Origin of the sequence: Acinetobacter sp. F9 (assembly GCF_019195275.1) — a bacterium.
Classification (GTDB): Bacteria; Pseudomonadota; Gammaproteobacteria; order Pseudomonadales; family Moraxellaceae; genus Acinetobacter; species Acinetobacter pseudolwoffii.
In genome coordinates this window covers 1,755,981-1,776,069 of record NZ_CP078068.1, presented here as the reverse complement: position 1 = coordinate 1,776,069, position 20,089 = coordinate 1,755,981, and the positions used below count along the sequence as shown (strand labels likewise).

Here is a 20,089-nt window from a genome sequence, read left to right as displayed (position 1 = left end):
TGGTGTATTCTACAATGTGTTTCATATTTATTTATATTTATAGCTTATAAATCTATCTTATGCGTTATTTTGGCTCCAAAAATTTAGAAAAATTGATGCAAGTATATCCAGTTGACTTTCGGTATGAGAGTTTTAGCTGTGGATGGGGCCGTAAAAAAAGTTTCTTTAAAGCCCAAGCCTTAGCCGAACAAAAAGGTCTGAAAGCTCTTTGCTTGGAGGACGGCTTTGTCCGTTCTCTAGGCTTGGGTAAAGAAGGGTATCAACCTCTATCGCTTGTTGTTGATGAAACTGGTATTTATTTTGATGCCTTGCAGCCTTCAGATCTAGAAAACCTCATTTTAAAAGATGAGAGTCTTAAAGATAATCTTCGTGCCCAGCATGCCATCGACCAAATTTTAAAATTTGGAATCACCAAATATAATCAAAAATTCCAAACTCTAGATTCAGAAAAGTTTAACCAGAAAACTAAACATATTCTGGTGGTTGATCAAACCTTTGGAGATCAATCCATCAAGTACGCAGGTGCTACGCCAGAAACCTTTAAAACCATGCTGGCACAAGCCTGTATTGACCACCCAGATGCGACTATATGGGTAAAAACCCATCCAGATGTACTGGCCGGGAAAGCTCAAGCTCATTTTACACCAGAGGATTTCAATCATCCCAATATCCGGTTGCTCACGGAGCACTATAATCCTGTCGAGCTGCTGCAGCAGATGGACGAAGTGTATGTGGTGAGTTCTCAGCTTGGTTTTGAAGCACTGTTATGTGGAAAAAAAGTACATTGTTTCGGCGTGCCGTGGTATGCAGGCTGGGGTTTAACCAATGATGTTCATGCGCCTTTGGATATTCTGAATGGCCGCAGAAACCGGCAAAAAAGCTTGCAATACTTATTTGCCTGTGCCTATTTTCACTATGCACGCTATGTAAATCCGGTCACCGGACAGCGTTGTGAACTGGAAGATATTCTAGAGCTGCTTATTCCCAATATTGAAGTACAAAAGAGATTAGAGAGTCGTTATATCGCTTATGGGTTTTCCCCTTGGAAAAAGCGCTTTATTCCTGACTTTTTAGGCTTTCCAAAACTGGATTTGGAATTCCAGCGTTATCTTAAACCAAGAAAGTCTGAACATGTGCTGGCCTGGGGCAAGAAGGCTCGACAGCTTAAAGATAAACAATACAATCACATTACTACAGTGGAAGATGGTTTTATCCGCTCCGTAGGACTGGGAGCAAAGCTGATTCGGCCGTGTTCCCTAGTCTTTGATGACATTGGTATTTATTACGATGCCACACAACCTTCACGGCTTGAGCGGTTATTAAACCAGGTCGAACTCAATGCCCAACAAGTGCAACGGGCTACACGCTTGCAACAGATGCTGATAGACCTGAATATTTCCAAATATAATGTGGGCGAATTTAAGCGCTTAGCCAGACCTGAGCATCCACGGGTTTTATTGGTTGTGGGGCAGGTCGAAGATGATATGTCTATTCAGCTTGGTGGCGTGGGAATAAAAACCAATCTCGCACTGTTAAAAGAAGTGCGAACCAGAAATCCCGATAGCTATATTATCTATAAGCCACATCCTGATGTGCAAACCGGTTTAAGGGTGGGGAATATTCCTGCTGCCGAGATATTGCGTTATGCAGATCAGGTAGAGTTAGATGCTTCTATCCTTGAATGTTTTGAAATTGTAGATGAGCTGCATACCATTACATCGCTCAGTGGTTTTGAAGCACTCATTAGAGGCTTGAAGGTATACTGCTACGGCTTACCTTTCTATGCAGGTTGGGGATTAACACAGGACTTGTATTCATCACAAAGACGCAACAATAAAAATATAACCTTAGAAACTTTGTTATATGTAACTCTAGTAGAATATCCTACATATAATTTACCGCATACTCGAGCATCGGGTATTCCATTGGTGCGTCCCGAGGATGTGATCGCTTATATCAAAAGTCAATTAGACCAACCGGTAGCTCATGATCATAAGTATAAGCGTGTATTATTATATTTATATAACAAGTTAAAAAAATAGGTTAATTTCTTTATGTCAGTTCATGTGAATCGTTTATTGCTTGCTGAACGGGTTCTGTTATTACAGGGACCGATGGGAAACTTTTTTAATCGTTTTTCTGCCTGGCTTAAAGATCATGACATTCAATGCTTGAAAGTGAATCTGAACGGTGGAGATCAATTTTTTTCACGTTCTTTTGAATACAACTTTGATTTTACCGGCACGTATGCCGATTTTTCGACCTGGATCGAAGACTTGCTTTTGTCTCAAGAGATTGATGCAGTGGTCTGTTTTGGAGACTGCCGCAAGTATCATCAAGCTGCAAAAAAAGTTGCCTTAAAGCATCGAATTAACTTTTTTGCTTTTGAGGAAGGCTATATTCGGCCGAACTATATTACGTTTGAGCAAGATGGGGTAAATTTCTTTTCCAACTTCTTATCGCATTTAAAATTAAAAACAAAAAAACCTAAAAATACCCAAGTGAAAAAAGTATCTGAAGTCAATAATAGTTATCGTTCAATGCTGATCAGTGTCATGGTCTATTATGTATTTATGCTGCTTTTCTCCTGGAAATACCCGCATTATAAACATCATCGGCAGATGAGTATCTGGTCAGAAATTTATTATTGGGTCTGGTCGGGTGTGCGACGGATTAAAAATTCTTTCGTAGAAGAAAAGCGGTTTAATGCATTTATACAGGCCTATAAAAAACGTTATTTTGTGTTTGCACTACAAGTACATAATGACTTTCAAATTCGTACCCATTCTGATTTAAAATGCATGAAAAAGTACATTGAAATGGTCATTCAGGATTTTGCACAACATGCAGATCCATATCATCATTTGGTGCTCAAACATCATCCGATGGATCGGGGCTATCGTAATTATGCATCTTATATTCGTAAGCTAGCGAAGTCTCACGATGTTGAAGGGCGTGTTCACTATTTTTGTGATATTCATTTGCCTACATTATTAAAAAATAGTCTGGGTTTTGTTGCAGTAAACAGTACGACAGGCATTCAAGCTTTATATCACCATATTCCTGTCAAGGTATTGGGGTATGCACTTTATAATTTACCTAAATTGACCAACCAACGTCCATTGGCTAAATTCTGGAGAAATCCAGGCAAGGTCGATCAGGTGTATTTCAACTATTTCCGTGAAGAGCTGATTAATTATTCCCAATTGAATGGGGCTTTTTATGGTGATTCTCCTTGGATGGGTGATTATGATTTATCACATATCGAGGTAGATGTTGAAATGCAACAAGCCAATAATCCTGTTTCTATCTGATAGAGATGAGATCATTACTGGTTTATATAAGTAATTATTTATAAAATTTAGGGATCTTTTCTAGGAAAGATCCTTGAGTACTTTTGTTTAATCTTTACTAAAAAAATAATGATAATAAGAGATTTAACACAATAAAAAAGCCCCGATCTTTCGATCAGGGCTTTTTTAGAATCTGGAGCGGGAAAGGAGACTCGAACTCCCGACCCCAACCTTGGCAAGGTTATGCTCTACCAACTGAGCTATTCCCGCGGAGTCTATAAAGTTTTTTAAATGAAAAAACTAAATTAAAAAATTTTGAGCGGGAAAGGAGACTCGAACTCCCGACCCCAACCTTGGCAAGGTTATGCTCTACCAACTGAGCTATTCCCGCATGCCGTGTATAATACAGCATGCAAAAATGTGGTCAACACCTTTGTTAAAAATCTTGCATCAATTGCATAAAATAAAAGCAAAATGCTGTAGACCAGACAATAAATAACCAATATTCATATGAAAATCAATGAAACTTCGCCACAATCAACGGATTGCACCTGAACAGATTACCGAAATACTCAGCAGAACAAGGTATACTGAAACCATATTTTTCAAAATTGGAGTCCGGCCATGAGCTTAGAACAACAACTGAAAGACCGTTTGGCGCAATTATCCCCAACCCATTTGGAAGTGGTGAATGAATCTTCGGGTCATGGCGGTTATTTTCCGGGAAAAGAATCGCATTTTAAAACCGTGATTGTGAGTCAGGCTTTTGCCGGTTTACGTCCAGTCCAGCGTCATCAGAAAGTTTATGCTGCTGCGGGTGATCTGCTGTCAAAAGACAAGATTCATGCGCTGGCCATTCATGCATTTTTGCCTGAAGAATGGGCAGGTCAGGACACCACCAGTCCGGCTTGTGCACACGCACCAAAAAACTAAGAGGACATGATGGAAACCCAACTTTTAGTTAAGATTATTCATATGTCGGCAGCAGGACTGGCCATTGTCGCTATTCTTGCCCGCGCATTGACCTTGTTTGTCGGTACACAAGGGAATTTACCTAATCCGGTGGCACGTACAGCGCTCGTGGCCTTACAGCATTTAGCCATCACGGTAATTGCACTGACCGGTATTATGTCGCTCGTCCTGAAAGACTTTGATGTACAGCCTTGGTTCTATGCCAAAGTCATTTTATTTTTGGTACTGGTGTCCTCGCTAGGCAAAGCCTATAAAAAAGATGATTCGATCTTGCTGTCGCAGCGTCGTGCTGGCTTAGTTATTGCTGTAGTTTCATTGGTGTCTATTCTGGTTTTGGTGATGATCAAGCCGAATTTTGGCTAAAAGCAGGCTGGCTGTGATGATCAGCACAGCCAGCCCATGCAAATAATTAAAAAATACAAATGTTGTAAAAGTAATTAAAAATGTGAGGAGGGGGACATGCGTACACGTGTGGTATTTAATCAAAAGGGTGGGGTAGGCAAGTCGAGTATTACTGTCAATCTGGCAGCGATCAGTGCACATCAGGGCTTAAAGACTTTATTGATTGACCTGGATCCGCAGGCCAATTCCAGCCAGTATGTGCTGGGCGATGATGCGACGTATTCTAGTGACAAGCCGGCACTCGAACCGAATATCGAAAACTATTTTGAAGATGTACTTGGTAATCAGCAAAGCAAGGGCTTGCTTGGTAATGCGATTGGCTCGATCTTAAAAAGCCGAAGTAAAGGCCTGGAAAGCTATGTGCATCAATCCTCTTTTAAACATCTCGATGTTATTCCGGCCAGTCCAACGCTGGGTGCATTGGCCCATGCACTTGAGTCCAAGCACAAGATTTATAAGCTACGAGATGCCTTGCAACAACTGTCAGGACATTATGATCGGGTGTTTATTGATACACCGCCTGCATTCAATTTCTTTACGCTCTCTGCACTCATTGCGGCAAACCGCGTGCTGATTCCCTTCGACTGTGACGTGTTTTCTAAACGCGCCCTGCAGACCCTGATTGAAAATGTGATTGAAACCCAAGATGACCATAATGAAGGGCTGGAAATTGAAGGTATTGTCGTCAACCAGTTTCAGGCACAGGCCAAATTGCCGCGTGAAGTGGTGCAGCAACTGAAAGATGAAGGATTGCCCGTACTCAATAGTATGTTACCGCCCTCCATCTTAATGAAAGAATCTCATCATAAAAATCAGCCCCTGATTCATTTGGCTACTGATCATAAATTGACTCAGGCCTATCAATCGTTGTTCAATGAGATAGAGCAGAATTAAGATCGAGTGAGCTATGAAACTTGTGAAAATAAGCCTGAGTATTGCTGCACTTGCATTACTGAGCGCCTGTGCAACGACGGTAAAACCGACTTATGTGTCGCCAACCCTGTATCAGACTTTGGGTTGTTCGCAACTACAGGGTGAATATAACCGTATTCAGCAGTATATCGACAATGGCGTTGAGCCACCGAAACGTACTGGCGTCGGTGTGGGCGTTGGTCTTGGCGGTGGCTGGGGCAGTCGCGGTGGCTGGGGTATTGGTCCGAGTGTTTCAGTTAATATGGGACAGTCATCCGATACCAAAAGAACCGAACTGGCACGGCTTTTAGGCGAGCAGGAAGCGATTGTACAGGCCGCGCGTTATAAGAACTGTCCAATCATCGTTCGGCAGGCGACGCCTAAATAAATCATTCAATATAAAACAAATAAATGCTGACTTCAGGTCGGCATTTTTTATTGTTTTAAACAAGAAAAGTGTGACTTAAATTAAGATAAAACTCACTGGAAATTGACCAGACTGTATAAAAATCTGAAATTTATAAGCTTGTTATCACACTCCCATATTGATTAAGCTACAACCTTGGTCCGGAATAGTTCATCGCGATGATTGAAAATTGGTTATTTGTTTTAGGACTCATTGCTGTGCTGATGGTTCCAGGGCCCGCCAATGCCTTGGTGGCCAGCTCTGCCCATCAGCAGGGGCAGGCCAAAACCAGTCTCTATCTTCCTGCCATTTTGCTCGGCTATTTTTATGCCATTAATGTCTGGGCTTTGTTGATTCATCTGGCATCACCGATCTGGCCAAATTTTAAAGGCTTGGTCTATGTACTAAGTACCATCTGTGTGGGCTGGATGACCTTGCATTTATATAAGGCTCAGCAGTTAGAACGTTACAGCAAGAACCATCCGCAGATTCGCCCCTGGCAAATGTTTACAACTACCCTAAAAAATCCTAAAGCAGCACTGTTGGCCTCCGGAATTTTACCGATGGAAACCTGGCAAAGCCCGACTAACTTCGTTCTGGTTTTTGCTGCCTTTAGCTTGAGCACCGTTCCGGTCGGGATTTTCTGGATGGTCTTTGGTCAGGCTATTTTGACCAGTCCATCTGAAAAAATAAAAGCCGGCCTTATTTATAAAGGCGCGGCTTTATTTGTTCTGCTTTGTCTGATCCCACTCCTGATCAAGCTCTGGGATTAAACGCACAGGCTGTAAAAGAATCTTAATGTAAAAAGTTTTTAAGCTGTTTTGCTTTTTTTAAGTTTTTGCTGGATAAAGCCAATCACACCTGGCAATACACTTAAGATAATGATGCCAAAAATCAGATAGGTGAAGTTGTCTTTGACGATCGGCATATTGCCAAACATATAGCCCAAAATGACAAATGAGCTAATCCAGGCAAATGCACCGATCACATTATAGGTCAGGAAATATTTGTAATTCATGCTGCCAGCACCGGCGACGAAGGGTGCAAAGGTACGGGCAAAAGGAACAAAACGCGCAAAAATAATGGTCTTACCACCATGTCTGGCAAAGAATTGCTGGGTCGCCAATAAGTGTTTTTTATTGATAAAGCGCGATTCGATCTCGAAAACCCGAGGACCAATATATTTACCAATATGATAATTCAGGGTATCGCCCAATACTGCCGCAACAAATAAAAGCGGAATCAGTACCCAGGGATCCATCACACCTGTAGACGCTGCCAAAGCACCTGCTGCAAATAGCAAGCTGTCGCCGGGCAGGAACGGCATCACCACCAAACCTGTTTCCACAAAGATAATCAGGAAAAGAATGGCATAAATCCAGATCCCGTAATTGGTGATAAATTCAAGCAAGTGATCATCAACATGCAAGATAAAATCAATCAGTTCCATGAGCCCAGTACAAGCAAAAGTGTGCTCAAATCCTAACAGCGATCACCTATAAAGTCAGTAATAAAAGTCGACTATTTTGCGGCTTATTTTTCTGCTGTCGGGCGAATCCCTTCACTTTTAAAATGGATGTATCAGGGTATGAGCATATTTTTATTGGGGCTTTTTGAGCAGACAACACAAGTTCATCATGGCGTTACACAACGTTTGCGGCATCTATTTCGGCTTTCTGTTTAGATCATAGAATCATCATAAAAATGGCAGGTCAAAACACATGAAAAAATATATTCTGGCGACACTGGTTCTGGCAGCTGCCAGTCCGGCACTTTGGGCTAAATCAGATCAGGCTATTCTGGAGGAAGCAAAACAGAATGTAGTCAGTATTGCTCAGGCACATAAAATGAAAGATGAAACCGGCGTGACCTTAAGGGGGCAGATCGTCAAACAGCGTGCAGCACAAAGTGACGAATTTGAATTAAGAGATAAAACCGGCAGCATCATGATTGATGTGGATGACGACCACTGGAAAAGATTAAAGCTCAAAGCAGGCGATCGGGTAGAAGTCTGGGGCGAGGTCGATACGCACCGCAACAAACCCACCGATATTGAAGTGATTCAGATTGAACGCGTGAAATAAACCATTCATTTGGCTGGAACAGGAAAGCAGCGAAACTCTGCTCTCCTGTGAACCAGTCAAAAATGAGGGCATTATTTTCTGAAATTTCTTAACTGTTTAATATTTAAACCAATTGGAATAGTGTGCTTAAACACAAGAAAAATGCTAGAATACGGCGCTTATCTTTCGTTTGCCTTTCATAGTTGTTCGTCATGACTACCAATACTCAAATTACTGAAGATCGTATCCTGATTCTGGATTTCGGTTCTCAATATAGTCAGCTCATTGCACGCCGTGTCCGTGAAGCTGGTGTATATTCTGAAATGTATGCCTATGATATGTCTGAAGAAGACATTCGTGCATTTAATCCAAACGGTATCATCTTGTCTGGTGGACCTGAGAGCGTTCACCTTGAAGGCAGCCCGCGTGCGCCACAAGTGGTATTCGAGCTCGGTGTGCCGGTATTGGGTATTTGTTATGGCCTGCAAACCATGTGCGAACAGCTTGGCGGTAAAGTCGAGCCAGGTACTGTGCATGAGTTCGGTTATGCAGAAGTAGATATCGTGGTACGTGACAAGCTGATCGGTAATTTACAGGACCGTGAAAACCAGTTGCATGTCTGGATGAGTCATGGTGACAAGGTTGCCCGTATTCCAGAAGGCTTCCAGATCACTGCACAAACTCCAAGCTGTCCAATTGCGATGGTGTCTGACGAAACTCGTGGTTTCTATGGCATTCAGTTTCATCCTGAAGTGACACATACCTCTAAAGGGGCAGAATTACTGTCGAACTTCGTTCATCAAATTTGTGGTTGCCGCGGTCTATGGACGCCAGAACACATTATTGATCTACGTGTAGAACAGCTTCGCCAACAGATCGGTGATGAAAAAGTATTACTTGGTCTTTCAGGTGGTGTGGATTCATCTGTTGTTGCAGCGCTGTTGCATAAAGCGATTGGTGATCAGCTGACATGTGTGTTTGTCGACAATGGTCTGCTTCGTTTGAACGAAGGTGATCAAGTGATGCAAATGTTTGCTGACAATATGGGGATTCGTGTCATCCGTGCTGCTGCAGAAGAGCGTTTCTTGACTGCACTTGCAGGCGAAGTTGATCCTGAAGCAAAACGTAAAATTATTGGCCGTGAGTTTATTGCAGTCTTTGCTGAAGAAGCACGTAAATTAGATGGGGTAAAATTCCTGGCTCAAGGTACGATTTATCCAGACGTGATTGAATCTGCTGCAAGCAAACAGGGCAAGGCACATGTGATTAAATCGCACCACAACGTGGGTGGTTTACCAGCAGACTTGGCTTTTGAACTGGTTGAACCATTACGTGACTTGTTTAAAGATGAAGTACGTAAATTGGGTACCACTTTGGGCTTGCCACACAGCATGATTTACCGTCATCCATTCCCAGGCCCAGGTCTAGGTGTGCGTATCTTGGGTGAAGTGAAAAAAGAATATGCAGACATTTTACGTCTTGCTGATGACATTTTCATGCAGGAACTTCGTGCCAGCGGTTGGTATGACAAGACTGCTCAAGCATTTGCGGTATTCCAGCCGGTGAAATCTGTCGGTGTTGTCGGTGATGGTCGCCGTTATGCATGGGTGATTGCACTGCGTGCAGTAGAAACTGTGGACTTTATGACTGCTCGTTTCGCGCATCTTCCTTATGATCTAGTCGATAAAATCTCGACTCGTATCATGAATGAAATTAAAGATGTTTCTCGGGTTGTGTATGACGTATCGTCTAAACCACCTGCAACTATTGAATGGGAGTAAAATCGGGATTTCTAAAAGCGATAGCTTTTAGCCGATTTTACGCCAAGAGCTATGCTCGCGGCAGTGAGGGATTTCTAAAAGCGATAGCTTTTAGCCGATTTTACGCCAAGAGCTATGCTCGCGGCAGTGAGGGATTTCATGAAGCACGGCTTCTTGCCTAAATTACGGCAAAGGCTATGCTCGCGCCAATCAGGATTTCACGAAGCACGGCTTCTTGCCTGAATTACTGCCAAGGCTATGGCTGCGCCAGTCAGTGTTTCAAGTAGCACGGCTTCTTGCCTGAATGATGCCAAGCGCTATGCACGTAGTAAATATCTGGTTGATCGGAGATATCCCGATAAAAAAGAGCGCTTCGGTGCTCTTTTTTATGAGGATTTTTTCTTCGTGATAGAATATGCAACTTTTCCATGTAAAGTTTATAAAAATTTAAGCTTTCACTAATATTCCTGATTTCATTATTTAAAGGGCGGACCAGAACTGCTTGGTTTGATTGGCCTTTGAATGACCTTGCTGGGTCACGGGCTTAAAGGCATTCCAGGGATTGGCTGGAGCAGGTTTGGGCTTTTCCAGCATTTTGGAATGATAAACTTCAATCCGATTTCGGCCTGATTTTTTCGCCTGATATAAAGCGATATCGGCTTGCTTGATCAGCTCCTCCAGCTTTTGCGTAGGCGACTCCAGTTCTGCTATACCAATCGAAATGGTAAAACGAATGGGCTGGTTCGGTTTGGCATAAACAAATTGTTTCTGAATTGCACAACGAATTCGCTCTGCAATCACCAGACTGTCTGGCAGCTGGGTATCTTCCAAGAGAGCAATAAACTCTTCACCACCAAAACGTGCAAGTACATCGCTATGGCGCATTTCTTTACGGGTGACTTCAGCAATCAGTTGTAGTACGCGATCGCCGATGTCATGCCCATAGTTGTCATTGATATTTTTAAAATGATCGACATCAAACATCAGCAGGCAGGTGCTGGCATGTTTGGGCCATTGATGAATAGAACGTTCAGCCATATCGACAAAATGGCGGCGGTTGTATAACTGGGTCAAATCATCCGTATGTGCCAGATTTTTTAAGGTTTGATAGTTCCATTCGTCCAGCAAAGAGCGCAGGAAGGAACGCCGTACATTCAGAATGTTATTCCAGTTAATATAAATGCTAAAAAACCAGAGTGGACTAAACACGACAGTAAAAATAAAGGCTTGAGATGCACTCATTAACTGGGTCACTCCAATCATGATAAACAGGGCAATCAAGATGGAACAATAGACCGCAACTTTAAATTGGGTCTGTATACACAGATTGGCGATGAGAATAAAGATCGCAGAGGCGTAAATATAGGTAGCAACATGGGGGCTGCTTGAAAGCACCAGCAGGCCAATCCATGCAGCTGCAGCCACAGTGGTGGCGATCGGCAGGATTCTATCTAGAATCTGAATGTTTTTATATGTGTTAAACAAGTAATAACAGCAAAGCATAGCGCCTAGAACCAAGATGACGCGCATCAGACCAGAAATAAAAAACATGTCTGGAATAATCAGAATATCGGCAAAGAAATACAGCAAAAAGGCAATTTGTGCCAGATAGTTGATTTGACGTAAATCAGTATGACTATGCGTATAGACATAATCGTGAAAATATTGCTGAAACGGGGCAGGAATACGGGCATGAGGATCTGTCAGCGCCTGTTCGATCAGCTGACGGTTTTGCAGATCACATTCAGATAATTTCAGTGATTTATCGGTCGTCGAGTTTTGAAAAGATATATTCGCCGTTGAATATATATTCTCATGCTGAGCAGACATGTCCTGGTCCAGTATTATTTTTATAGGTGCCTATTATGCCGTGATTGGATGAAAAATAACCTCCCTAAAATTGGGTATCTGACTTAAATTTGACTTTAAAACGTAACAAAAATTATATTTTTTAGCTGCAAAAGTGATTGAAATCCATAAAAATAATTTTTTTAAATTGAAGCTTGTCTTTAGCGGGAGCCGCAGAGATATTTACTTTTTGATTCAAATAGGCAATATCACTTGTGATCAACACCCTCTAAGCCAATTTTTATGGCCATATTTATAACATCTATATAATTCATTTAAAATAAAAAACGGTGATTCAATCACCGTTTTTTATCACACTGATTAGATGGATAAAATCTCCCCCTAAGTCTGAGCTATATATAGCGCAAGATAAAGAAGGGCTGATAAATCTTGGATAGCTTATTTCAACAACGCTTTCAAAAACTTACCCGTATGTGACGCTTTGACTTTTACCACCTGTTCAGGCGTTCCCTCAGCAACAATCATACCGCCTCCCGAACCACCTTCAGGGCCTAAGTCCACGACCCAATCGGCGGTTTTAATCACGTCTAGGTTATGCTCAATCACCACAATGGTATTACCCTTATCACGTAGCTGATGCAGGATGTCCAGCAGTTTGGCAATATCATGAAAATGCAGACCCGTGGTCGGTTCATCCAGAATATACAGGGTTTGACCGGTATCGCGTTTGGCCAGCTCACGCGCCAGTTTGACACGTTGCGCTTCACCACCAGAAAGAGTTGTAGCAGACTGACCAAGACGGATATAACCCAGACCCACCTGATGCAATGTTTCCAGACGACGGTGAATCACCGGAATTGCATCGAAGAAATGCATGGCATCCTCAACGGTCATCTGCAACACATCGGAAATATTCTTGCCCTTATAGTTCACTTCCAGCGTTTCACGGTTATAACGTTTGCCATGACAGGCATCGCAAGGCACATACATATCCGGCAGGAAATGCATCGCCACCTTGATCATGCCGTCGCCTTCACAGGCTTCACAGCGACCACCTTTCACGTTAAACGAGAAACGACCCGCGGCATAACCACGTGCTTTGGCTTCCGGAGTTTGTGAAAACAGTTCACGAATCGGGGTAAATAAACCGGTATAAGTGGCCGGATTGGAACGTGGGGTTCGTCCAATCGGACTCTGGTCAATATCCACAACTTTATCGAGGAACTGCAAGCCATCAATCGATTCAAACTTTTCCGATGTTAAAGTGGTTGCACCATTCAGTTGGGTCGCCGCCAAAGGTAACAATGTCCGGTTAATCAAGGTCGATTTACCCGAACCCGATACCCCGGTAACACAAGTCATAATGCCCAAAGGAATGGTCAGATCGACTTTTTTCAGGTTATGCCCAGATGCACCCATCAGCTTGATCTGTTCTTCAGGTTTAGGTGGCTGAATCCGTTTTTTCGGCACTTCAATTTTTAACTTGCCAGACAAATATTGTCCGGTCAGCGAGTCAGGATTGGCCAGAATTTCATCATAAGTCCCTTCAGCAATCACATGTCCACCATGTACACCTGCACCCGGGCCAATATCAATAATATGATCGGCGGCACGAATTGCATCTTCATCATGCTCGACCACCAAGACGGTATTGCCCAAGTCTCGCAGACGGATCAGGGTTTGCAGTAGACGGTCATTGTCACGCTGATGCAGACCAATTGAAGGCTCATCCAGCACATACATGACGCCCATCAGGCCGGCACCAATCTGGGAAGCCAGACGAATACGCTGTGCTTCACCGCCCGACAATGTTTCGGCAGAACGCGACAGGCTGAGATAATTCAGACCGACTGAGACCAGGAAGTGCAGACGTTCACGGATTTCCTTGAAAATCTTGTCGGCGATTTCTCCGCGTGCGCCTTCTAGGTTAATGTCCTGATAATAGCTTTCGGCATCACCAATCGACATGCGGGTAATGTCGGCAATGGTCTTGTCCAGAATTTTCACATTCCGCGAGATTTCATTCAGCCGTGAACCATCACAGGCATCACAGGCAGCATTGGACAGATACTGCGCCAGATCATCACGCACATAATTACTTTCAGTTTCACGATAACGGCGTTCCAGATGCGGCAAAATTCCTTCAAAAGGAATGACCCGATTATGGCGACGACCACGCTCATCGATATAGCTCAGATCAATTTTTTCTTTGCCGGTGCCGTACAGAAATTTTTTCTTGGTATCGGCATCCAGTTCATTCCACGGCGTTTCTAGCGAAAAACCGAAATGCTCGGCGACTTTCTGGATCATGCTGTAATAGTAAGGACGCTGACGGTCCCAACCACGAATCGCGCCTTGGCTAACGCTGACCTCAGGATTAGGAATCAGTTTGTCGGCACTGAAATGGCTGCGGGTCCCTAGACCATCACAGACCGGACAGGCACCAAAAGGATTGTTGAATGAAAACAGGCGTGGTTCCAGTTCAGCCACTGCACGGTCACATTCCGGGCAGGAGTGTTTGGCTGAAAACACACGATCGTTATGCTCGCCCTTCATCCAGGATAAAATCGCAATATCGCCACCGAGGCGCAGTGCAGTTTCAAAACTTTCTGCAATACGGTTGCCCAGATCATCACGGACTTTAAAGCGGTCGACCACGACTTCAATGGTATGTTTTTTCTTTTTGTCCAGTTCTGGTGGCGGATCAATTTCCATGATCTCGCCATCGACGCGGGCACGGACAAAACCTTGACTCTGTAACTGCTCAAATAAGGCGGTATATTCACCTTTACGCTCACGCACCACCGGGGCAAGCAGCATCAAGGCTGTGCCTTCTTCCAGCACTTTGACTGCATCGACCATTTCCGTGACGGTTTGTGCCACCATCGGCAGGTCATGTTCAGGACAGAAGGGTGTACCGACACGTGCATACAGCAGACGTAAGTAGTCATAAATTTCGGTAATGGTACCCACGGTAGAACGCGGGTTATGGCTGGTCGATTTCTGTTCAATCGCGATGGCTGGACTGAGACCTTCAATCGAATCGACTTCCGGTTTTTCCATTTGTGAAAGGAACTGGCGTGCATAGGCAGACAGCGATTCTACATATCTGCGTTGACCTTCGGCATATAAGGTATCAAAGGCAAGCGAGGACTTACCTGAACCAGACAGTCCCGTAATCACCACAAACTTGTCGCGTGGTATATCAAGGTTCACATTTTTCAGGTTATGGGTACGTGCGCCTCGAATACGGATGTGGCTTTGGCTCATGCAAGGATCCTAGAATATTCATCAAAAACCCTTATATGATACCGGATGAAAAATGTTCAAGTGCAAATAAAAGTATTTTAAACGTCAAGTTATGTCGGTGATTGGTCAATTCATCACAATACCGAGAAATATCACAGTAGATCGCTTCACTGTTCAGAATGACTGGACGTGAGGGAAGTTCTTAACAAGCCGCTGCATAGCGGCGTTCAAAGATAGATTCAATATCTTTAAAGTAGCGGTCACGTGGCACATCATGATGCAGACGTGCATAAAAATTCACTTCATTTTCCAGAATGTGCAGAAAGTCCTCATAGTCTTTTTGGAAAAAATCCAAGTCAAGCAAATCATTACGGCGTGCCTGATGACAGCGATACTTTTCAATAAATTTCAGTAGATGTTTCTGGATATGCGTGTTGGTATGGTAAATCAGATAAGTCGCTGCCGAACCACAATCTAGGCAGCCCTGTTCCAGATAGATTTCTTCATTGTTGAACCAGCAACATTGCAGGGTGAAAAATGCCCGAATCGCTTCGGTGCCTAAAGTGTCCATATTATCTGCCTCTTTCCGGGATTGATTTTATTAATTGATAATTATTCTCAATTATTGTGCGGCAATTTTGGGCTTATAGCTAGGTCTAGCATACCGGCCCGTTCTATCCTTGTTTTTTCAGACTAAGCCGTTTTTATGATCAGTTTATGACAGCAGAAATTTTTTAAACGGCTATAACCAAAAAGCCCTGTCTTAAACAGGGCTTTTTTTATTCGTCTTATTCATCCAGACCAGGCCACTGGCGTTGCTCAAAGGCACTGTCCCAGAACAACCATTCCAGACGGGCAGCATGGGTATAAGCTGCATGCATTTTTTCTAGTGTATCGGCATCAACACGCGCCGCAACACGGTCAACAGTCGCAATCACATTACGTACCGCAGTGTGGAACTCTTCTCCTGAATAGGTGTCCACCCAAGCCTGATACGGATTATTCGGCGCAGAGTTGTCGACAATATCTTTACCAACTTCAGCATAAATCCAGAAACAAGGCAGCAACGAGGCCAGCACCACCGGGTAGCTTTCCGACCATGCAGTCGAAGTGAGATAAGAGGTATAATGATGGCAAGCCAGCGTCAGAGGAGTACTTTCGAACTGGTCTTTGCTAATGCCAAAATCCTGCATAAAACCGTCATGCAGGCTACGCTCCACCACAATCGCAATTTTGGCGGCTTCAGCAAACTGAATCACATCATCTGCCTCAAATGCTTTGGCGGCACAGACTGCCAGTGCACGGCCATAAGCCAATAAATAATGTGCATCCTGAATCACATAATGACTAAAGGCCTCACGGCTTAATGTGCCTTGTGCCAGTTGCTGATTAAAGGGCAGAGCCAGGGTCTTCTGATAAAGCCCTAGATTACGTTGCCATAGCTCTTGTGAAAAACTCATGCGGAAATCCTTCGCAGTTCAAGTTAAACCATGCAGCACTATAGCAAAGATCGGGCTGTTGAAAAGAACGGCAGATTTTAAAAACAGAAAATAAGCTAAAACAGCTCAGGAAGTGCTTTGGTTTATGCGCTAAAAGTTTCATAATTAGCTTAACTTTTCCTATTCGTATTGCTGCTCTTTCGCAGCCATACATTTATTTAATTTATCCAAGGTCGTTGTGTATGTTGAAACATTTTGGTTTCTCGATTGCATTTTCGATCGTGTGTCTTGGTTTGTCTGCGTATTGGGGTTATACCCATGGTCCTGACGCAGGCCTGCAAACCATGCTCACAGCGCTGACCATTACCGCTATTCTGGCGATTATGGAAGTGTCGTTGTCCTTTGATAACGCGGTTGTCAATGCCTCAGTCCTACGGGGTTGGGATCATTTCTGGAAAATGCTGTTCCTGACAGTCGGTATTCTGATTGCAGTCTTCGGAATGCGTTTGATCTTCCCGGTGGTCATTGTTGCAGTGACTGCAGACCTGGGCTTTATGGAAGTGGTACGTCTGGCCCTGAATGATCCGAAAGAATATTCAGCACGTTTAATGGCACATCATCCCGAAATTGCAGCTTTTGGTGGTGCTTTTCTGTTGATGGTATTCCTGAACTTCTTCCTGGATGAAGAAAAAGACACGCACTGGTTCAGACGGGTGGAACGCCGTCTGTCCAATCTGGCCAATGTACCAGCGATGTCGGTGTTTATCGCACTGGTGGCCTTGTTAATCATGGCAGCCAATGTCGATGAAGCCAAGCGTCTGGCAGTGACTATGGCGGGAATCTGGGGCATCGTAATTTATATTGGGGTGCAGGTCTTGAGCCATATGCTCGGTGGTGAACCGGAAGTCGATGAAGAAGGCAATGCGATTCGTCATGATGAAAATGGCGTACCGACGGGTGTAGTGAAAGCCGGTATTGGTGGTTTCCTCTATTTAGAAGTCCTGGATGCCTCTTTCAGTTTTGATGGCGTGATCGGTGCCTTTGCGATTACCTCAGACGTGGTCATCATCATGCTGGGTCTGGCAATTGGTGCGATCTTTGTCCGTTCAATGACGATTTATCTGGTTGAGCAGGGCACATTGGATGCTTATATCTACCTGGAACATGGTGCGCATTATGCCATCGGTGCACTGGCTTTCATTATGATTGCCAGCGGAACCGGTCTGCATGTGCCAGAAGTGGTAACCGGTCTGATCGGTGTAGCCTTTATTGTCTGGGCAGTATTTGCCTCGATTCAATACAAAAAGCGTCAGGCGGCTTTAGACAAATAAAGCGCTGTTCCTGAATAAAAAGCGTAGCTCCGGCTGCGCTTTTTTGTTTTTAGATTGGCATCATCTTTATTTCAAATAAAATTCATGTCTTCTTCATGAGCTGAATGTCCTATAATCTGGGCTCCAGATTAATTAACCCAATCGCCATAATTTATGATGAATGCTTTAGAACGTCGTTCAACCTTTGCCCTGAGCAGTATTTTTGCACTGCGCATGTTGGGGTTGTTTATGATTATCCCGGTGTTTTCTGTGGCAGGGCAGGCCTATGATGATGCAACGCCTGCACTGATCGGTTTGGCGGTCGGGGTCTATGGTTTGACTCAGGCCTTATTACAGATACCATTTAGCCTGATTGCAGACCGCTACAGCCGTAAGCCTTTGATTGTTTTAGGACTGCTGCTGTTTGCCTTGGGTGGTGCGATTGCAGCCATGTCTGACAGCATTTATGGCGTGATTATCGGTCGTGCCATTGCCGGTGGTGGCGCAGTATCCGCTGTCGTCATGGCCTTGCTGGCCGATGTCACGCGTGAAGAAAACCGCATGAAAGCCATGGCAATCATGGGCATGAGTATTGGTCTGTCTTTTGTGGTGGCATTTAGTCTCGGGCCTTGGCTGACAGGTCTGGTTGGCATTTCGGGATTGTTCTGGGTTACTACGGTGATGGGATTGGCTGCCATTGCGATGCTGTTTATGGTGCCTAAAGTCACGCGGCATCATAAAAACTTTCAACAGGGTTATCTGACCCAACTGAAACAGGTGCTCCAGATTGGCGATCTGAATCGTCTGCATGTATCTGTGTTTACCCTGCATTTATTGCTCACAGCCATGTTTATTTATGTGCCTTCGCAGCTGATCGAGTTTGCAGATCTGCCGCTTTCCAGTCATGGCTTGGTCTATTTACCCCTGTTGGTGCTAAGTCTGTTCTTTGCTTTTCCGAGTATCATTCTGGCAGAAAAATACCACAAAATGCGCGCGATTTTTCTGGTGGCGATTAGCGGTATTATTCTGGGTTTAATGGTGATGGTCTTTGGTTTTGAATCCAAATATATCTTGCTCATTGGCCTGGGCCTGTTCTTTATTGCCTTTAACGTGATGGAGGCCTTATTGCCTTCCTGGCTGTCTAAAGCTGCACCGATCCAGTCTAAAGCGACGGCAATGGGCGTGAATGCCAGCAGCCAGTTTTTGGGTGCCTTCTTTGGTGGGATGATCGGTGGTCAATTGTTGCTGCTCAATAATACCTCGATGGGCTGGAGTATCCTGACCGGGATTGCGATTGTTTGGCTGCTGATGAGTTTCGGGCTAGCTCAGCCACGCTATCTTTCATCACTGGTGCTGCGTTTGCCGGAAAGCAGACAAACTGACGAATGGACTTCTCAGCTTTTGGCGATTCGTGGTATTGAAGAAGTCGTGGTGATGGCTGAACAGCAAGTTGCCTATATAAAAGTCGATAAACAGCAGATTGATGATGCTTCGCGACAACAATTAACGCACTTGTTAGGTAAAGAGGTAGCCATTTAAGCATAACTCTTATAAAGTAAAATACAGAAATATATAGGAAGTAAACAGCAAATGCGTGGTGTAAATAAAGTCATTTTAGTGGGTACTTTGGGTAAAGATCCGGAAACCAAAACTTTTGCAAATGGTGGTTCTCTCACTCAATTTTCGATCGCCACTAGCGATTCGTGGACAGATAAAAGTACCGGTGAACGTAAAGAACAAACGGAATGGCACCGTATCGTGTTGCATAACCGTTTAGGCGAAATTGCGCAGCAATATCTGCGTAAAGGTTCTAAAGTATATATTGAAGGTTCATTACGTACCCGTCAGTGGACTGATCAAAATGGTCAGGAGCGCTATACAACGGAAATCCGTGGTGATCAAATGCAGATGCTGGACTCGAATCGTTCACAAGGCGAGCAGGGCGACAACAGTTTTAACCAGCCACGTTTTAATAACAATAATCAGGCGAGTAACAACCAAAGTGGCGGTTATGGCAATAATCCGCAGTCGGGTTATGGTTCAGCGCCGCAGCAAGGCGGTTTCAACAACAATCAGGGTGGCGGTTATGGCAACAATAACCCGAGTGGTTTTGCACCGAAATCTGCACCTGCACCAACAGCAGCGCCTGCAGCTGATTTAGATGATGATCTTCCGTTTTAACTTATCAGAACGGTAAATCTTCATCCAAGACCCACCTGAATCCGGTGGGTTTTTTATGTCTTGAATTTGCTTTGTTTAGTTTGGATAGAGCTCAGAGCTTTATCATTGCTAACCTAAGTTACAAAAAATTATATTTTAACTGCTCGGCTTATGTTCCAAATTCTAGGCTCCATATTGAGCAAATCAATCAGATCAGTAATCCTCATAGAAATCTTAAATCTAAAAAAACGATTATTTTTATAAAAACTTACGGTTTTACCTATTTAAGAAATTTTCGTATTCTATCTTCATCG

General features: G+C 43.8%; 17 protein-coding genes and 2 tRNA genes. 12 read left to right on the top strand and 7 right to left on the bottom strand.

Annotated elements, in window-relative coordinates; genetic code table 11:
• The first annotated feature begins 95 nt into the window (after positions 1-95).
• Positions 96-2,042 carry a capsular polysaccharide biosynthesis protein gene (locus tag KT990_RS08520; protein ID WP_228730801.1) on the top strand — a complete coding sequence of 649 codons (1,947 nt, stop codon included), beginning with the start codon at positions 96-98 and terminating at the stop codon, positions 2,040-2,042.
• A 12-nt stretch (positions 2,043-2,054) separates the two neighbouring features.
• Positions 2,055-3,314 (top strand): capsule biosynthesis protein, encoded by a 1,260-nt coding sequence (locus tag KT990_RS08515; protein ID WP_218208634.1) that lies wholly within the window; start codon positions 2,055-2,057, stop codon positions 3,312-3,314.
• A 173-nt stretch (positions 3,315-3,487) separates the two neighbouring features.
• On the opposite strand, the gene KT990_RS08510 is transcribed toward KT990_RS08515, so the two are convergent.
• Positions 3,488-3,563 (bottom strand) — tRNA-Gly (locus KT990_RS08510).
• Positions 3,564-3,611: 48 nt separating this feature from the next.
• Positions 3,612-3,684 (bottom strand) — tRNA-Gly (locus tag KT990_RS08505).
• Positions 3,685-3,917: 233 nt separating this feature from the next.
• Here KT990_RS08505 and KT990_RS08500 point away from each other — a divergent pair.
• The 5 genes from KT990_RS08500 (at position 3,918) to KT990_RS08480 (ending at position 6,758) form a co-directional block, all read left to right on the top strand.
• A complete protein-coding gene (locus KT990_RS08500; RefSeq protein ID WP_004280957.1) occupies positions 3,918-4,226 on the top strand; it encodes a BolA family protein in 309 nt (102 codons plus the stop codon).
• A 9-nt stretch (positions 4,227-4,235) separates the two neighbouring features.
• Entirely contained in the window at positions 4,236-4,628 is a 393-nt protein-coding gene (locus KT990_RS08495) for a SirB2 family protein (RefSeq protein WP_218208633.1), read from the top strand.
• A gap of 96 nt (positions 4,629-4,724) precedes the next feature.
• Positions 4,725-5,561 carry a ParA family protein gene (locus KT990_RS08490; RefSeq protein WP_218208632.1) on the top strand — a complete coding sequence of 279 codons (837 nt, stop codon included), beginning with the start codon at positions 4,725-4,727 and terminating at the stop codon, positions 5,559-5,561.
• A 13-nt stretch (positions 5,562-5,574) separates the two neighbouring features.
• Positions 5,575-5,967, top strand: a complete 393-nt coding sequence (locus KT990_RS08485; RefSeq protein ID WP_086044325.1) for a hypothetical protein — start codon at positions 5,575-5,577, stop codon at positions 5,965-5,967.
• A gap of 197 nt (positions 5,968-6,164) precedes the next feature.
• Positions 6,165-6,758 (top strand): threonine transporter RhtB, encoded by a 594-nt coding sequence (locus tag KT990_RS08480; RefSeq protein ID WP_174894084.1) that lies wholly within the window; start codon positions 6,165-6,167, stop codon positions 6,756-6,758.
• 38 nt (positions 6,759-6,796) lie between these two features.
• Here the strand turns inward: KT990_RS08480 and KT990_RS08475 are convergent, their stop codons facing one another.
• On the bottom strand, positions 6,797-7,435 hold the full coding sequence (locus KT990_RS08475) for a DedA family protein (protein ID WP_218208631.1): 639 nt from the start codon (positions 7,433-7,435) through the stop codon (positions 6,797-6,799).
• A 271-nt stretch (positions 7,436-7,706) separates the two neighbouring features.
• Between KT990_RS08475 and KT990_RS08470 the strand changes: the two genes are divergently transcribed.
• Positions 7,707-8,069, top strand: coding sequence for a NirD/YgiW/YdeI family stress tolerance protein (locus KT990_RS08470; protein WP_005173783.1), 363 nt, complete (start codon positions 7,707-7,709; stop codon positions 8,067-8,069).
• A gap of 191 nt (positions 8,070-8,260) precedes the next feature.
• Positions 8,261-9,829, top strand: a complete 1,569-nt coding sequence (gene guaA, locus KT990_RS08465; RefSeq protein ID WP_005094597.1) for a glutamine-hydrolyzing GMP synthase — start codon at positions 8,261-8,263, stop codon at positions 9,827-9,829.
• 459 nt (positions 9,830-10,288) lie between these two features.
• Here the strand turns inward: guaA and KT990_RS08460 are convergent, their stop codons facing one another.
• The 4 genes from KT990_RS08460 to tenA all read right to left on the bottom strand — a co-directional run bounded on the left by KT990_RS08460 (position 10,289) and on the right by tenA (position 16,326).
• Positions 10,289-11,638, bottom strand: coding sequence for a GGDEF domain-containing protein (locus tag KT990_RS08460; protein ID WP_218208630.1), 1,350 nt, complete (start codon positions 11,636-11,638; stop codon positions 10,289-10,291).
• A gap of 417 nt (positions 11,639-12,055) precedes the next feature.
• On the bottom strand, positions 12,056-14,887 hold the full coding sequence (gene uvrA / locus KT990_RS08455) for an excinuclease ABC subunit UvrA (RefSeq protein WP_218208629.1): 2,832 nt from the start codon (positions 14,885-14,887) through the stop codon (positions 12,056-12,058).
• A gap of 181 nt (positions 14,888-15,068) precedes the next feature.
• The gene (locus KT990_RS08450; protein WP_180001844.1) at positions 15,069-15,437 is read right to left on the bottom strand and encodes a hypothetical protein; all 369 of its coding nucleotides are present in this window, start codon (positions 15,435-15,437) and stop codon (positions 15,069-15,071) included.
• Between the two features lie 217 nt (positions 15,438-15,654).
• Entirely contained in the window at positions 15,655-16,326 is a 672-nt protein-coding gene (gene tenA, locus KT990_RS08445) for a thiaminase II (RefSeq protein ID WP_218208628.1), read from the bottom strand.
• Positions 16,327-16,547: 221 nt separating this feature from the next.
• Here tenA and KT990_RS08440 point away from each other — a divergent pair, with 221 nt between their 5' ends.
• The 3 genes from KT990_RS08440 to ssb all read left to right on the top strand — a co-directional run bounded on the left by KT990_RS08440 (position 16,548) and on the right by ssb (position 19,796).
• Positions 16,548-17,636 (top strand): DUF475 domain-containing protein, encoded by a 1,089-nt coding sequence (locus tag KT990_RS08440; protein ID WP_004647275.1) that lies wholly within the window; start codon positions 16,548-16,550, stop codon positions 17,634-17,636.
• 153 nt (positions 17,637-17,789) lie between these two features.
• A complete protein-coding gene (locus KT990_RS08435) occupies positions 17,790-19,154 on the top strand; it encodes an MFS transporter (protein ID WP_034608840.1) in 1,365 nt (454 codons plus the stop codon).
• 51 nt (positions 19,155-19,205) lie between these two features.
• Entirely contained in the window at positions 19,206-19,796 is a 591-nt protein-coding gene (gene ssb, locus KT990_RS08430; protein WP_005095120.1) for a single-stranded DNA-binding protein, read from the top strand.
• The last annotated feature ends 293 nt before the right edge of the window (positions 19,797-20,089 follow it).